The sequence below is a fragment of the Paracoccus sp. SM22M-07 genome (assembly GCF_001887735.1).
Lineage (GTDB): Bacteria > Pseudomonadota > Alphaproteobacteria > Rhodobacterales > Rhodobacteraceae > Paracoccus.
Genome location: NZ_JPKW01000024.1, coordinates 1 through 16044 on the forward strand (window position 1 = coordinate 1; position 16044 = coordinate 16044).

Annotated in this window: 12 protein-coding genes and 1 tRNA gene; 7 read left to right on the plus strand and 6 right to left on the minus strand. The window is 61.4% G+C overall.

Annotated features, from left to right (window positions below; all coding sequences use genetic code 11):
- Positions 1–147 precede the first annotated feature (147 nt).
- The 3 genes from IE00_RS18360 to IE00_RS18370 all read left to right on the plus strand — a co-directional run bounded on the left by IE00_RS18360 (position 148) and on the right by IE00_RS18370 (position 4514).
- Complete coding sequence (locus IE00_RS18360; RefSeq protein WP_083554518.1) at positions 148–537, plus strand: hypothetical protein; 390 nt, start codon at positions 148–150, stop codon at positions 535–537.
- A gap of 198 nt (positions 538–735) precedes the next feature.
- Positions 736–3768, plus strand: a complete 3033-nt coding sequence (locus tag IE00_RS18365) for a class I SAM-dependent DNA methyltransferase (protein WP_072298637.1) — start codon at positions 736–738, stop codon at positions 3766–3768.
- The gene (locus IE00_RS18370) at positions 3765–4514 is read left to right on the plus strand and encodes a hypothetical protein (RefSeq protein WP_072298638.1); all 750 of its coding nucleotides are present in this window, start codon (positions 3765–3767) and stop codon (positions 4512–4514) included. Before IE00_RS18365 ends, IE00_RS18370 begins: the two co-directional genes overlap by 4 nt.
- A gap of 161 nt (positions 4515–4675) precedes the next feature.
- Here the strand turns inward: IE00_RS18370 and IE00_RS18375 are convergent, their stop codons facing one another.
- Together IE00_RS18375 and IE00_RS18380 are read right to left on the minus strand one after the other, a co-directional pair.
- On the minus strand, positions 4676–7198 hold the full coding sequence (locus IE00_RS18375) for a DEAD/DEAH box helicase (protein ID WP_072298639.1): 2523 nt from the start codon (positions 7196–7198) through the stop codon (positions 4676–4678).
- Between the two features lie 499 nt (positions 7199–7697).
- Positions 7698–7774, minus strand: a tRNA-Ile gene (locus IE00_RS18380).
- A gap of 109 nt (positions 7775–7883) precedes the next feature.
- On the opposite strand from IE00_RS18380, the gene purM reads away from it, so the two are divergent.
- From purM to IE00_RS18395, 3 genes are all read left to right on the plus strand, one after another.
- Positions 7884–8924: a phosphoribosylformylglycinamidine cyclo-ligase gene (gene purM, locus IE00_RS18385; RefSeq protein WP_072298640.1), complete on the plus strand. Its 1041-nt coding sequence runs from the start codon at positions 7884–7886 to the stop codon at positions 8922–8924.
- Positions 8921–9514: a phosphoribosylglycinamide formyltransferase gene (gene purN, locus IE00_RS18390; protein ID WP_072298641.1), complete on the plus strand. Its 594-nt coding sequence runs from the start codon at positions 8921–8923 to the stop codon at positions 9512–9514. Before purM ends, purN begins: the two co-directional genes overlap by 4 nt.
- Positions 9515–9700: 186 nt before the next feature.
- Positions 9701–10069 carry a hypothetical protein gene (locus IE00_RS18395; RefSeq protein ID WP_072298642.1) on the plus strand — a complete coding sequence of 123 codons (369 nt, stop codon included), beginning with the start codon at positions 9701–9703 and terminating at the stop codon, positions 10067–10069.
- A gap of 122 nt (positions 10070–10191) precedes the next feature.
- Here the strand turns inward: IE00_RS18395 and IE00_RS18400 are convergent, their stop codons facing one another.
- Genes IE00_RS18400 through IE00_RS18415 form a run of 4 tightly spaced genes read right to left on the minus strand, consistent with a single transcriptional unit; the run spans position 10192 to position 13497 of the window.
- Entirely contained in the window at positions 10192–10878 is a 687-nt protein-coding gene (locus tag IE00_RS18400; RefSeq protein ID WP_072298643.1) for an ABC transporter ATP-binding protein, read from the minus strand.
- The gene (locus tag IE00_RS18405) at positions 10878–11636 is read right to left on the minus strand and encodes an ABC transporter ATP-binding protein (protein ID WP_072298644.1); all 759 of its coding nucleotides are present in this window, start codon (positions 11634–11636) and stop codon (positions 10878–10880) included. The genes IE00_RS18400 and IE00_RS18405 overlap by 1 nt, the downstream gene beginning before the upstream one ends.
- The gene (locus IE00_RS18410; RefSeq protein WP_072298645.1) at positions 11633–12580 is read right to left on the minus strand and encodes a branched-chain amino acid ABC transporter permease; all 948 of its coding nucleotides are present in this window, start codon (positions 12578–12580) and stop codon (positions 11633–11635) included. Before IE00_RS18410 ends, IE00_RS18405 begins: the two co-directional genes overlap by 4 nt.
- A complete protein-coding gene (locus IE00_RS18415) occupies positions 12580–13497 on the minus strand; it encodes a branched-chain amino acid ABC transporter permease (protein ID WP_072298647.1) in 918 nt (305 codons plus the stop codon). The genes IE00_RS18410 and IE00_RS18415 overlap by 1 nt, the downstream gene beginning before the upstream one ends.
- Before the next feature lie 205 nt (positions 13498–13702).
- Between IE00_RS18415 and IE00_RS18420 the strand changes: the two genes are divergently transcribed.
- Positions 13703–14872: an ABC transporter substrate-binding protein gene (locus IE00_RS18420; protein ID WP_072298646.1), complete on the plus strand. Its 1170-nt coding sequence runs from the start codon at positions 13703–13705 to the stop codon at positions 14870–14872.
- The last annotated feature ends 1172 nt before the right edge of the window (positions 14873–16044 follow it).

Consider the following 16044-nt stretch of genomic DNA (forward strand, 5'->3'; position numbering starts at 1 on the left):
CGCCATCCGGAGCCGCTTCGCCGGCCACCCCAGCTGTAGCGACAAGACACGTAATGCACTAAGATTGAAACCGGACCACCCGATAGGGGCAGGCCAGCTCTTCTTGTTAGTACTTGCGTTTTTTCCTGTTGTTAGCGACAAGAAAATATGGCGTTTACGACGATTCAATTCACGCAGGAGCAAGCGCGCGACATCGCAGAGGTGTCATCGGGTGACCTGCGTGCGTGGCGCAAAGTCGTGCAGTATCTGGCTGAAAAGCCCGGCAAGGCCGCGCGGTTCACCTTTGCGGACTTAGTGGGTCTTATTATCACTAGCGAGCTAACCAACCGTTTCGGTGTGCGGATCAGCGACATCGGGAGCAGCGTAGATAGGCTGTTTCACGAACTCGCTGACGCGCGGCCCGCCCATCTCGAAGGCTTTGTCGCGCTGATCGATCCGGCATCCGCACGTCTCTTGGCTGTCGGCGATTTTTCGGCGCAGCAGATCACCGTGTCCACGTTAGTCGTGCCCTGCGATCCTCCTGCGATCCTATCGTGAACCAGATTAGCGCCCGTATGGTGCCCTCGACGCCCAACGTGACACAGAGTGTACTTCCTTTCCCTCCGCAGAGCGTCAAAGCCGAAAGATGAGTGAATTTCATCTCCAACGTCTAGCGTCCAGTGCGCATGGCTCCACGCCGCAGCTGGGCAGCGCCCTGTACAGCCTCGTGCCACCAACCATCATGGACGGCGTGTGATGACTGGATCCTTCAAGATTGATTTTTTCGAAGTGCTCCGACAATACGGCGCGGACGAGGCTGCGTTGCGCTTGCTCGACGACGATGAGCCTGCGCTCCTACCTTACGCCACCCTACTTTCCGCCCGCAACGGCGGTGACGAGGATCTCCAGGCGGTGAGCGGCATCTATGAGTGGCAAGGCACGCCACTCGTATTCCTCGTATCTGCCGATTTGCTGGGCGAGGACGATGCGCGTCTTCAGCGTATCCGGCGCTTGCTCGCAATGCGCGGCGATGCCCCCTATCTTGGCGTCGTCGGGTCGGGGCGTCTTGACATCTATAATATCAGCTTCGACGATTGCCGACCGGCCGAGGCTCGCGTTGACGTGAACGTCCCGGCAGGCCAAGAAATTGCGACACTGGCGCATCTTGCCAACGTTCGGCCGGGCCTGTCTGCGAGAAATCGGCAGCGGATTTCACAGGTGGTCCTGAAGCTTCTTAGTGGTTCGATCGACACCCTAAAGACGATCTGCGGCGTCGATGACGACGATGCGATATCGCTTGTGGGACGCGCTCTCTTCACACGGTTCTTGGGCGACCGGCACCTGCTGGGATCGCTTGGTTTCGATATCCGCGCCGTAGCAGCATTGTTTGACGATGCAGCGAGTGCAGCCAAGACGTCCGCCTGGCTCGATACTACCTTCAACGGCGACTTCCTACCTACCTCTCAAGGAATATGGGAGAGGTTGCCGCAAGACGCTTTCAGGGTGCTTGGCGACATCCTGCGGCGTGCGCCCGGAGGTCAGTTGCATCTTGGCTGGGAAGAGCGGTGGGACAATCTCGACTTTGCCCATATCCCCGTCGGCGTGCTCAGCCAAGCCTACGAGCATTATCTCCACGAGCACACACCCGACCGGCAGCGACGTGAAGGCGGCTTCTACACGCCGCGCCCGATCGCGGACCTGATGGTTCGAGGGGGGCTCAATGCGGTAGCTCGTACGACACCTGCCCAAGCGGCCCGCATTCTAGACCCCGCCGCGGGTGCCGGCGTTTTCCTGATTACGGCCTTCCGCCAACTCGTGGCGGAGAACTGGCGCGCATCCGGACGGCGACCCAATACAATTGAGCTGCGCCGCATCCTCTACGACCAAATCACCGGCTTTGATATCAACGAGGCGGCACTTCGGTTCGCGGCGCTCGGCCTCTATCTCATGTCGATCGAACTCGATGCGCATCCCGAACCTGTTGGGAAGCTTAAGTTTGAGAATCTTCGTGGTCGCGTCCTCCTTAAAATGAGCGAAGACGGACAGGAGAGATCGCTAGGAAGCCTTGGGCCCGCCGTAGGCGATGAACATGTCGGTCGATATGATTTGGTAGTCGGCAACCCGCCTTGGGCAACGAGCACTCGCCTCGCCGCATGGAATGAGGCACAGGCGATCATCCATCGTATCGCAGCCGAGCGTTTGCCCGCGGACTATCCGCCTCCCCCAATCCCGAATGAGGTGCTTGACCTGCCTTTTGTGTGGCGCGCGATGGAATGGGCCAAACCGCTTGGCCAGATCGCTTTCGCGCTTCATGCACGTCTCCTGTTCCAGCAGGGCGATGGCATGCAGTCAGCGCGACGGGCGTTGTTTGCAGCACTCGACGTCACGGGAGTAATCAATGGCGTCGAGCTACGCCAGACGCGGGTATGGCCGGAAATCGCCGCACCGTTCTGCATTCTTTATGCCCGTAATCAGGTACCTCCACAGGGCGCCGGATGCCGCCTAGTCAGTCCCCGGCTAGAAGGGGCGCTCAACCAAGCCGGTGTAATGCGGATCGATGCCACCAATGCTGAATTCGTCACTACGCAAGAGGTCATCGAATCGCCTGAAATCTTCAAGCTTCTCTTCAAGGGAACGCGGGCAGACATCCAGGTCTACGAACGTTTACAGGCTCATGTACCCGAGCGCCTCGGCGAATACTGGCGCCGCCTATTCGGGGCCGAGGCCGGGCGGGCGCGTTTTACCGGCAACGGATATCAAAAGCTTAGAAACAGTAGCCGCATTAGAAAGCATGGGGACGGCTTGCCCGGCGTCCCAGCCAACTACCTGCACGGTCGCCGGGAGGTCACCTTGGCATCGATGACCAGTATTCTGGTCGATGAAGACGCGCTTCCATTCTTCAACGAACCCCGGATTCATGACCGGCGGGCCGAAACGCTGTTCGACGGTCCACTTGTCGTCGTGCAAGAAGCCCCTCCCGTATCTCTTGGGCGCATTAGAACAGCTGTCGTGCAGGGCGGAGCTGTCTTCAATACCAGTCTATATGGCTACAGTTCGCCTACGCACGACGATGGACTGCTCGTCCGTTATCTGAGCCTCGTCATCAGCAGCAAAATCGCTTTGTGGCAGGTGTTGATCACCAGCGGCAAGTTTGGCTTCGAACGTGATACGGTTGAAAAGGCGACGATTGACCGCCTTTTCATCCCGACGTTGGAATCGCTCTCCGACCATAATCGGAGCGAGGTGCTACGCCTCTTCCAACTAGTCCAAGACGGCAGACCGGGCGCATGGGACGAGGTCGATCGTTGGTGCGCCAGCATTTTTCATCTTCGCGAGCGCGACCTACAGGTCGTCACGGACACGCTGCAGTTCAATCTGCCTTTTGCTGAAAACCGACGTTTGGCTCAATCTCCTGTGGAAGACGAGGCGGTGAACCAATTCTGTAAGGTTTTAAGGGCTGAATTGTCACTATGGGGTCAAAGGCTGGGCCGAGACATAGAAGCGTTGCCGGCTGTCAAGCTGGAAACATCACCGTGGCGAGGCATTCGCATTACCTCAAGTGTGGCAGAGTCGAAACGCCAGATGGTTCAGCATATGGACTGGGCTAAATTTCTGCCGCTCGCAGACCATTTCGCCGCGACCGAGGTAATATTTAAAGAAACGGATAACTGCCTATGGCTGGGGCGGCTCGACCAAGCGCGATACTGGTCGGAAACCCAAGCCAGACTGGTCGCACAAAGCCTAGCTTGGGAGCATATGGATGTGTTGAAGGGGCGGGCAAGCGCGTGACCGCCAGTTCTGCCGTCCCGCGTCCCGAACAGATTGACGAACTCACTCGTGGGATCGAATTACCATTGGTGGCGCTGCATGAAGAGCATCTATTGCTGATCGCGGAGATTATCGCGCTGGCTTGGGACGATCTTGCCCGCAAACAGGCGAGCACGCTGTCAACGGGATCCGAAGCAGAGATTAATGCGCTTTTGGAAGCCCGCTTGAGCCGCTTGATCGACGAACATCCCTTGTGGGAGCAACTGGTCCGCTCTGTCGCACGCGGAAAGGAAACGGTGAGTTTTAACGGGGTCCATCTCGAAAAACGCCCGGACCTTTCTATCTTCTTGTCGGGACGATCTCCGGCCTTTCCTCTGGTTGTCGAATGCAAGCTCATCAATGCGCCAGATGGCAAGTCTGGCACACTCTATTGCAATAATGGTCTGCACCGCTTCCTAACTGGCGAGTATGGCTGGTCAGGTCAGGACGGTTTCATGCTCGCCTACGTTCGCGACCAGTCCACGATCGTTTCCTGCCTATTGCCGCTTCTTGCTGTGGGTCGAGCGGCAAAACCAGACCCATTTGCGGTGAGAGACTGGCCCGTCGAGAGGCGCCCTGCTGCATTTGATCTGGCGGCAACCCGGCACGACCGCTCTTTTCGCTACCTGAACCGAACGGCACCAGCCGATGCGCCTGGTCCAATTGCAATCTGGCACCTCTGGCTACCGACGCCAACTGGCGGCTCTTCCTCAATGAACAAGGCCTAGCTTCCGGGTGGAAGTTCGCCGCCTACATGGCAGAGGTCGACGGCGAACTGGGGCGTACACGAGGGCGGAGTAAAAAATTCGGACTCTTGCCACGACGATGGATCAGGAGCAGCCCTCAAAATCGGTTTTGAACAAAATACTGATTTTTTGAGTACATGACCCTATCTGGGTTTCGCCTTTCCAAACGGCTTCATAAATCCATCGCGGATCTTGGCAGGTTTAAGCTTTGCCTTGTTCAGCGCTGCCTCACAGCGCTCGCGCAGCGCCTCAGGCCCGCCGGCAGCGCCCACCAATTCTACAAGCACGCCTCGCAGAGCGCCTACAACCTTTGTTACTTCGTCAAGCCGGAATGCGAAGCTGCCGATCGGCGTTGCCTTTTCGTCCGCCACTGCCTCCGGCAGCGCCGATACTCGCACTGCATCCCTACCAGGGTAAGCCTGCTTGAACCAGTGCTCCGCCTCTAGCAACTGAGCATGGTCCTTCTTGTATAGTGCATTCTTCTCTTCTTTCTCGCTCTTTGCCTCAATTACGAAGTCAAAGGCGGCGTCGGTTCGCCAGAGTACGTCAGGTCCGGTGCTGTGGACCTTCTCAGGCCGCTCGGCTTCGAAGCCAAGGAAGCCACCAAGACTGGCCAGCGCTTCTTCGTAGCGAGATGCCGAAGCCTCAGGCACGAGATCACTCATCGCCTCATCGAAGTCAGCTAGAATAGCGGCGCGCTGATCATATTCAGTCAGGCGCTTGACGATTGCGGAGGCCTGCTTGCCGGGCGCGGGGCGCGGGACATATGCGGGTCGCTTGCGCGGTGGGCAGTGATTGTTGTTGACTGAGAAAGCGGTCGTTTGAAGCTTTTGCCCCTTGTCATCTTCATCCATCTGATAAGCAATGCGCGCGGCCGAGGCGGCGAGCCAGGCGCGTCGCTGGGCGTCCGCCTTCAGCGGCTCGTCCCCCATAAGCTTCTCAATAGCGGCGAGCGCCTTCTCGTACTGGCCGAGCCGCTGCAGCTTGAACGCCTTGCGTTCAACGGCAGCGACTTTCAGCGCCAGCTGATCGACCGGCGGAGCATGGGCGGCATCCGCTAGTTCCGACGCGTGATAGGCAACCCAATCCGGATCGCGCTTCAGGCACTTGAGAATGGTCTCACGCACCTCTTTTGACGTGGTCACTGCCTCGCTCATCTCTTGACCCATCTTGAGTTGCACGCGTGTACTCGCCGTCAGGAAATCAAGGTTCTTCTTCCGGCCGATCCAGCCCACAAGCTTGCTGCCAATCAGTATGATCACGCAGTAGTCGGCTCCCCCGCGCGTGCCTCGGCCGATGCCCTGCTCGATGCGCTGTGCGAGTAAGGAATTGACCGCGGCGTCCGCCACGACATTCATTCGGAACACGTCGTAGTTGGTGGTCCCCTGGGGCAGGTTGTCCATTACAAGGAGCCTGCACGCATTCCCCGCAAGGTCGATACCGTCGTAACGGTTTGCCAAAACTAACGGTCCATACGTGTCGCCAGCCTGCATGGAGGCCACGATTTCGGAGACGGCCGGCGCCCTTTCGGGATACTCGGCGATGTCCGTCCATTCTTTCGCGGCAGGGCCCGACGGTGTCAGGATGGCGACGCCCCGCTTGCTCTCCGAAAGTTTAGAGGCGATGTCCTTCACCATTGGCAGGACAGGCGTGCCGAGCTTCATCAGCCCTGGCACCAAGATCATGCGCTCGCCGACACCCGCCAGCGAGGTAGAGGTGATTGGCTTGCTGATTGCCTCCTGAGCCGCTCCGAAGGTCCGTACAATCTCGCTGTCGTCGGCGATCGTCGCGGACATGTAGATTCGCCGGGTGGCGTCGTCGAAGGTCGGCAATATGTCGACCGGTGGGAAGAGGGGGGTGATGCTAACGCCTGACCTACTGAATAGGCAGTGGCATACGCCAAGGTTGTCTCGGAGGAAGGGCCAGACGAAAGGGTCGATATCGTCGACCTTGCCCGACAGATACTGCTGGACCTCGTCAAGCTTCCGGTGCCAAGCCCAGCTCGGCACCTCAATGACGCCAGATTCCTTGCCGTTGATGATGTCGGTAAACGAGCCGGAGCGCCCGACTTCTTTGAAAGCCGGGCGAAATCGGTCTGCGAGTTCGGTGTAGACCGCCTTGTGACCCTTGGCCGAAATGTTGAGCGTGAATGCCTCACGGACGGACGACAAAGCGACGTGGGCGTCATCAAGAATGATAGCGCCGACCTTGACGACTTCCTGCCCCGATCCGCGTACGCCAAATTTGCTCCGACCATTGAACAACGTCTCATAGGCACCCACGAGTACCGCCTTACCATCGTGGAATTCGGCCGGTAGCGGCTGGCCCTTGGTATAGGGCAACGCCGCAATACCATACTCTTTGCTCTTGGCTAGAACCTGTTCGACCAGCTGGTTCGTCGGAGCGAGGTAAAGAACCGACTCTCCGGTCTCGTTCATCACCGATTGCGCCATCAAGAGCGCAACAAGCGTCTTGCCGCCGCCGGTGTGGAGCTTGACAACGACATCCTTCTCATGGCGACGGGGGTACCATGCATCAAGCACTTCCGCCTGACTGGCATACAGATCGTTGATGCCCGGAGGCTTGGGTAGTGCGTTGAAGATCTCGCGCGGGTTTTTCGGCTTTGGCTTGGCCTTTGCCTCCCGCAACTTCTTAAAATCTACCATGGATTTGCCCCCTCACTCGATGTTGTTGCCATACGTCATACTATGATTGGACAAGATCGAAATAGGTTTAGAGCATCTAAGACCGGTATGGCTGGCGATACTCTGCGGCGGAGCCTGACGAACTTCCGCTTGCGGGATGCGACTACGCAGCATCGGTCGAGGCCGACTGACCGCTATGGACCAGCTGCGTTTACGCCAACCCGACTGGTGCTCGACCTGCGGCAAGTAGGGTGCGGTGAAGACGTCCGTCCTTGTAAAGGAAATGGGAATGGGAATGGGCAGGAACATAGAAAGTCAGTTGCGGGGCCTAGCTGGCATGCTGAAAATCGACGCGGGACAGCGGTATCTAACGGGGGGGGTCGTTGCTACCGCGGCGGAAAGAACCACGATGTCAAACATCCGTCCGACATGTTGAAATGGCTAAAAGTGTCCCACGCGCTTTTCCAGCGTGGGACACTTTTTATATTATTGCAGGAAAATCAAAGCAAAAATGCTGCTTTGGTAGGCCCGGAGGGACTCGAACCCCCAACCAAGGCGTTATGAGCGCCCTGCTCTAACCAATTGAGCTACAGGCCCCTGCAGCAGGTTTCTGCGTAATGCGGCCATGCGGGACGGTCAAGCGCTTGGGCGTTGCTTGATGGGCGCGGTTCCGTTATCGGGAAGCCGACATCAGCCGGGGGCCGCCATGACACAGAACGGGATCAGCTATCGCGATGCAGGCGTCGATATCGACGCAGGGAACGCCTTGGTCGAACGCATCAAGCCGGCTGCGGCCGCCACCAAGCGGCCGGGGGTCATGGACGCCCTGGGCGGTTTCGGTGCGCTGTTCGATCCGCGCGCGGCGGGCTTTGACGATCCGGTCCTGGTCGCGGCGACCGACGGGGTGGGCACCAAGCTGCGCATCGCCATCGACACCGGCCATCTGGACGGCATCGGCCAGGACCTGGTCGCCATGTGTGTGAACGACCTGGTCTGCCAAGGGGCCGAGCCGCTGTTCTTCCTGGACTATTTCGCCACCGGCAAATTGTCCGTGGACGAAGGCGCCCGCGTCATCGAAAGCATCGCGCGCGGCTGCAAGGCCGCCAATTGCGCCCTGATCGGCGGCGAGACGGCGGAAATGCCCGGCATGTATCATGACGGCGATTTCGACCTGGCGGGCTTTGCCGTCGGCGCGATGCAGCGTGGCACGGCCCTGCCCGCGGGCGTCGTGGCGGGCGACGTGCTGCTGGGCCTGCGCTCGGACGGGGTGCATTCGAACGGCTATTCGCTGGTCCGCAAGGTGGCCGAACATGCGGGCCTGGGCTGGAACGACGCATCGCCCTTTGGCGAAGGCACCCTGGGTCAGGATCTGCTGGTCCCGACGCGGCTTTACGTCACCTCGGCGCTGGCGGCGGTCCGCGCGGGCGGCGTGCATGCGCTGGCCCATATCACGGGCGGCGGCCTGACCGAGAATCTGCCCCGCGTCCTGCCCAAGGACCTGGGCGCCGATATCGACCTTACCGCGTGGACGCTGCCCCCGGTCTTCACCTGGCTGGCCCAGGCGGGCGGCATCGAGCAGGCCGAGATGCTCAAGACCTTCAACAGCGGCATCGGCATGATCCTGGCGGTCGCTGCCGACCGCGCCGACGCCCTGACCGAATTGCTGACCCAGGAAGGCGAAACCGTCCACCGCCTTGGCACCGTCACCGAAGGCGCGGGCATGCGCTATTCGGGCCAGCTTGCATGAAACGCGTCGCCATCCTGATCTCGGGGGGCGGTTCGAACATGCTGCGCCTGGCCCAGGACATGACTGGCGATCATCCGGCGCGGCCCGTTCTGGTCGCGTCGAACGACCCCGATGCGGCCGGGCTGGCCAGCGCCGCCGATCTGGGCATCCCGACCGCCGCCGTCGATCACCGCGACTTTCCGCGTGATCGCGCCGGCTTCGAGTCCGCCCTGCTGGAACCGTTGCTGGCCGCTGATCCCGACATCATCTGTCTTGCGGGCTTCATGCGCATCCTGACCCCCGGTTTCGTCACGCGCTTCCAAGGGCGGATGCTGAACATCCATCCTTCTCTTTTGCCCAAATACCCGGGCCTGCATACCCATGCCCGCGCGATCGACGCCCGCGACACCGAGGCGGGCGCCACCGTCCACCTGGTCACGCCGGTGCTGGACGACGGCCCCTTACTGGGACAGGCCCGCGTGCCCGTCCTGCCGGACGACACGCCCGAAACCCTGGCCGCCCGGGTGCTGGTGCAGGAACACAGGCTTTACCCCGCCGTGCTGCGCAAGTTCGCCGCAGGCGATCACAGCCCGGTCCTGTTGCAGGGGTGACGCGCATCGCGCCCCGCCATGGGGCGCGGCCATGCGGATCGCGGCAGGATCATTGATTGCTGGATCGCTCTGGACAGTCTTTGCGCATCGCCCGTCGGGGCACGCGCAAGCAGCGGTATCGGCGTGCAGTATGAATGAGCCTTCATCGCAAACTGGCTGATCTTTGCGGTCCTGACCCTGCTCTCGATGGATCCCTTCGACCTCTTCGGCAGCGATGACGACCAAGACGATGACGCGGTCGACCCCAATCCCGCCGATGGCATCAGCATCGTCGGGACGAATGAAGCCGAGAAGATCGCGGGAACCGACGGTGACAACATCCTGCTGGGCCTTGCCGGCGATGACCTTCCTTATTTCTCGCGTGATGGCTCGGCGACCGGTGGCGAAGGGCCCGACAGCGTCAACATGGTCATCTCTCCGGATCAGGGGCCGGGCCAGGCACCGATCTCTTTCCGAACGAAGACAAATGGACCTTCTATACCGAGTTCGACACCGAAAACCCGCCCGAGATCACCGTCGCGGCGGATGAAGACGGCCAGTCCACCAGCGTCGTGATCGGCAACCGCGAAACGCTGGTGCTGGACGGCACATTCACCCGCAATGAGCTGGAGATCGAGCCGAAGGAAACCAAGGTCCTGGCGCTGGATCACGGCCCCGATCCGCGGTGACGACAGCGATCAGACCCCCAGGAAGCGGTCCTTGACCTGGGGGTTCGACTTCAGGTCGTCCGTCGATCCGTCCCAGACGACCTGCCCCTTTTCGACGACGTAATGGCGGTCGGCAAAGCGGGCCAGCGCCTCGACATTCTTGTCGATCACCAGGATCGCCTCGCCCTCGGATTTCAGGTGGATCAGGCAGTCCCAGATCTGTTCGCGGATCAAGGGCGCCAAGCCCTCGGTCGCTTCGTCCAGAACGATCAGGTCGGGATTGGTCATCAGCGCGCGGCCGATGGCCAACATCTGCTGTTCGCCCCCCGACAGCTGGTTGCCCATGTTGCGCCCGCGTTCCTGCAGGCGCGGGAACATCGCGTGGATGCGCCCCAGGTCCCACTTGCCGGGCCGGGCCGTCGCCATCAGGTTTTCCTGCACCGTCAGGTCGGGAAAGATCAGCCGGCCTTCGGGGACCAGCCCCAACCCCAGCCGCGCGATGCGGTGGGGCGCGGCACCCGTCACATCCACCCCGTCGATGCTGACCCGCCCGCCGCGCGGCTTCAACAGGCCAAAGATCGTGCGCACCGTCGTCGTCTTGCCCATGCCGTTGCGTCCCAGCAGGGTCACCACCTGACCACGCTGGACCTCCAGCGACATGCCGAACAGCACCTTGCTGTCGCCATAGGCGGCCTGAAGATCCTCGACCAGCAGCATCAGGGGGTCCCTTCCTCTTCGCCCAGATAGGCGGTGCGCACGGCCGGGTCGTCGCGGATGGCATCGGGGGTGCCGCTGGCCACGATCCGGCCATAGACCAGCACCGAAACACGGTCGGCCAGTTGGAAGACCGCGCCCATGTCATGTTCGATCAGCATCATCGTGACCCGCGACCGCAGGCGCGACAGCAGCTCGACCAGCATCGCGGCCTCGTCCGGTCCGGTGCCCGCCAGCGGTTCGTCCAACAACAGCAGGCGCGGGCGCGTCGCCAGCGCCACGGCCAGCTCCAGCTGGCGCTTTTCTCCATGAGAAATCAGGCGCGCGGGCCGATGCGCCTTGTCCGCCAGCCCCACCTCGGACAGGCATTCCATCGCCTGGTCGTTCAACGCGGCCTCGGACCCGGCGGGACGCCAGAAGCGGAAGGACGATCCCGACCGCGCCTGCACGGCGATGGCCACGTTTTCCAGCACGCTCAGCTGCGGCAGGATGCGCGTCAGCTGGAAGGATCGCGCCAGCCCGCGCCGCACGCGCCCCGGCATGTCCAGATGGGTGATGTCCGCCCCGTCATAGATGACCTGCCCCGCATCGGGGGCCAGCTGGCCCGACAGCTGGGCGATCAGCGTCGTCTTGCCCGCGCCGTTGGGGCCGATGATGGCATGGACCTGCCCCGCCTGCACATCCAGCGACACGTCGTCGGTCACCGCCAGCGCGCCATAGGATTTTCGCAGACCCCGGACCTGCAGCAGCGCGTCGTTCATTCCGGGCGCCCCTTTCCGGTGATCCGCGCGGCCAGCGTCGCCAGCCCGCCCGGCGAAAACAGCACCACCGCCAGCAGCAGCAGCCCGAAATACAGCTTCCAATGTTCGGAAAACCGCGCCATCCCCTCCTCCAGCCCGATGGTGAACAGCGCGCCGGCGACCGCCCCCGTCAGGCTGCCGATGCCGCCCAGGACGACCATGATGATCAGTTCGCCCGATCGCTGCCAGCTGGCCAGCTGCGGCGAGACATATTCCAGCTGGTTCGCCAGCAGCACCCCCGCCACCGAACAGATCACCGCTGAGATGACATAGGCCGTCAACTGATAGGGCAGGATGCGAAACCCGATGGCCTGCATGCGCAACCCGTCCTCGCGCGTGCCGATCAGGACACGGCCGAAACGCGATGCGGTCAGGCGCGAAAGGGCCCAGAAGCACAGGACCAAGATGCCCAGCACCAGATAGAACAGCGCCAGATCGTGATCCAGCCAGCCCTGCCCCGCGATGGTGGACCGCGCCGGCAGGCTGGCCCCGTCATCGCCACCAAAGACCGACAGCGAGATCAGGAAGAAATACAGCATCTGCCCGAAGGCCAGCGTGATCATGATGAAATAGACCCCGCGCGTGCGCAGCGCGATGGTGCCGGTGATGGCCGCGAAAACCGCCGCCGCCAGCGCCGCCGCGGCGAATTGCAGGGCGATCTCGGTGATGCCCATGCTGTTCAGGACCAGCACCGCATAGGCCCCGATCCCCAGAAAGGCGGCGTGGCCGAATGACACCAGCGCCCCGTAGCCCAGGATCAGGTCCAGCGACAGCGCCGCGATGGCATAGATCATCATCCGCGTCACGACCGAGGCGAAGAACCCCTGCCCCATGGCCTCCAGCACCGGCGGCGTGATCGCCAGCAGCGCGAACAGGATCAGCGCGGCACTGTCACGACGCGTCATCAGGCCGCCCTTCCGAACAGGCCATTGGGCCGCCAGCACAGGATTGCCGCCATCAGGATATAGACCAGCATCGGCGCGACGGTGCGGCCCGCCTGGGTGGCGGCGTCCAGTTCCAGCACCATCTTCAGCACGATGGGGCCGAAGATGCGCCCGACAGTGTCGATGATGCCCACCAGCAGCGAGGCGACGAAGGCCCCACGGATGGACCCGACCCCGCCGATCACGATGACCACAAAGCCCAGGATCAGGATCTGGTCGCCCATGCCGGGATCGACCGACAGGATCGGCGACACCATGGCCCCCGCGAACCCGGCCAGCATCGCCCCGAAGGCAAAGACCAGCATGAACAACCGCCCAATATCGACACCCAGGGCCGAGACCATCGCCCGGTCATGCGCCCCCGCCCGCAGCAGCATGCCGATGCGCGTGCGCCCGATCACGAACCACAGCCCGAAGGCCGTGGCCAGCCCCGCCACGATGATCGCCAGCCGATAGACCGGAAAGCGGATCGGCCCCGCCAGCGGGATCGACCCCGACAGCAGGACCGGCATCGACACGTTCAGCGGCGCGGCGCCCCAAATAATCTTGACCCCTTCGGACAGCATCATCACCAGCGCAAAGGTCGCCAGCACCTGGTCCAGATGCGGCCGGTCATAAAGCCTGCGAAAGATCGCGACCTCCAGCACCAGCCCGACCAGCAGGGTTGCGGGCAGCGTCAGCAGCAGCCCCCACCAGAAGCTGCCGGTCAGCGCCGACATGCTGGCCATCAGATAGGCCCCCACCATGTAGAGCACGCCATGCGCCAGGTTGATGAAATCCATGATGCCGAAGACCAGCGTCAGCCCGGCAGCCACCAGAAACAGCAGAATGCCGAACTGCGCCCCGTTCAGGACCTGAAGCAGCAGAAGGTTTCCCATGCGCGTCATGCCCCCTTGGTGGTGATCGCCCTGCAATATGTTTCAAGCATGAAGGATTTCATTGCAACGTTTTTGATGTGCCGTCATCGTATCGGGATGGACGCCCCGTCGCGCTGCCTGTTCCACCGCCACCGCGCGAACCGCTGCGCCATCCGACGTCACACGGGTTCAACAAGCAGCCGCCAAAAGGCTGCAAGGAGGTAGAATGACACATCTGAAATCCGCGCTGCTGGCGACCAGCATCCTGGCCGGGGCGGCGCCGATGGCGCATGCCGATGACGACGTGGTGCGCGTCGGGCTGGTCTATACGCTCAGCGGGCCGGCGGCGGTCCTAGGCGAACATTCCCGCGACGGTTTCCTGCTGGCCATGGAAAAGCTGGACAACAAGCTGGGCGGCAAGCCGGTCGAGATCATCGTCGTCGATGACGAACAGAAACCCGACATCGCAGTCAGCCGGGCGCGCGAACTGGTCGAAAGCAAGGAGGTCGATTTCGTCGTCGGCCCGGTGTTTTCCAACATCGTCAATGCCATCGTCGGGCCGGTCACCGACGGCGGGGCCTTCCTGATTTCCACCAATGCAGGGACGTCCAACCTGGCGGGGGCGGAATGCAACCCGGACCTGTTCGTGACCTCCTATCAGAACGACCAGATGCACGAGGTGTCGGGAAAATATGCCCAGGACCAGGGCTTCCAGAACGTCTTCCTGCTGGCCCCGAACTATCAGGCGGGCAAGGACGCGCTTGCGGGGTTCAAGCATTCCTATACGAATGGCATCGCCGGAGAGATCCTCGTGCCCCTTGGCCAGCTGGATTTTTCGGCCGAGCTGGCGCAGATCGCCGCGATTCAGCCCGATGCCATCTATGCCTTCATGCCGGGGGGCATGGGCGTCAACCTGGTCAAGCAGTTCAACCAGGCGGGCATGACCGGGACGCCCTTCCTGTCGGCCTTCACGGTCGACGAAACCACCCTGCCCGCGCAGCAGGACGCAGCCCTTGGCCTGTCGGGCGGGTCGAACTGGGCCCCCGACATGGACACGCCCGAAAGCCGCGACTTCGTCGAAAACTTCATTGCGGCCTATGATCGCGTGCCGGCCGTCTATGCGATGCAGGCCTATGACGCCGCCATGCTGATCGACAGCGCGGTCTCGGCGGTCGAGGGCAACCTGTCGGATCGCGACGCTTTGCGCGAGGCGCTGAAGGCCGCCGATTTCACCTCTCTGCGCGGAGATTTCGCCTTTGGCCCGAACCACTACCCGATCCAGGATTTCTATCTGACCAAGGTCGTCAAGCGCGATGACGGCCTCTATTCGACCTCGATCGATCAACCCATCTTCGAGGATTACGCGGACAACTATGCCGCCGACTGCACGATGTGATGGCCGGCCCCCGGTGCCGAACCGGGGGCCTTTTGAACCAATCGGCGTTCAGCCATTTCAGACAAAGCTTGCTACTGAACATAAGGCGTACCAAGAAACAGCCCAGTCGCTGTTTCTCTGATGCAAAATGAACGCAGCTCACCATTGTTGACCCGGTTCGTCATGGAATAGCCCACCAAGGCACAAACTCGTTCCAGTGTCAGAACCCCATCATCACCAGGATAGGTTTCCGGCTGCCGTATGGGGATCACTGTGCAGCAGTGTCCTTAGACCCCATTTAGAAGGCCTGTTCTTGAATTTCAGATAACTTGTTTTGGATCCTGCGGGTGTTCTTTACGTCGACTTTCTGCCCCTCTCGCCTCAGCTCCATGTGCGCCCGCCGTTATTCCCAGCGCACAGACGTCTCGCAGATTGCAGGATCCTTGGGTCTGGTGCGGCCTGCCAGGGTGCGTGGGATATGCAAGGCCGGCTTGAAGGGTCAAGGCCAAGAGTCCAGTTAGCATGGCCGCGCGGACCGACGACGGGAATATGGCGACCTAGATAGATCAAAACGCCCCAGTCCACCAAAAAATCCCATGCCCGGACAGGGTAAGCAAGCTGGTATCACATCGAATTTTGTCATGGTCACCGATGCGGAAACTCCTCTGAAAGAGACTGTCACAGTCGACTAGGATCTGCCCAGGATCGTGTTCCGGGTTCAACCAATTGATGCCAAGGATGCTGCCGCAGTACGTCAACAGTCAAGACGCACAGGTCCTGCCGCTCTTCTTCCACCTGCATCCCCGCCTTGGAGGAAGGCAAGCCGGAGCACTAGACCATATGCGGGCGCGACAAGGCATGGCATCGCCACAAAGTTCCGTTGATGCCAACCCACCTGCGATGAGCCATTGGCCGCGAAGGGCAGGCCGGACGCGGACGGCGCGGGGGCCACATGCAACGCGGTTACCCCAGCCACGGGCTGTTCACCGGCAATAAACGATAGGCATCCGCGGAAATACTTCCTGCGAATCGGACAGTGATTTCGGCTACGATCTGTCGTCTTCTGATCTCCAGGAACGAGGTGATCAGAAGATTGAAGAGGCCATGACGCGGGGTTCAAAGCCTGCGTGGCCCTAGAAGCGCTGAAGGGCGAGCGCACAGTGACCGAACTGGCCGCCGATTACGGTGTGCAT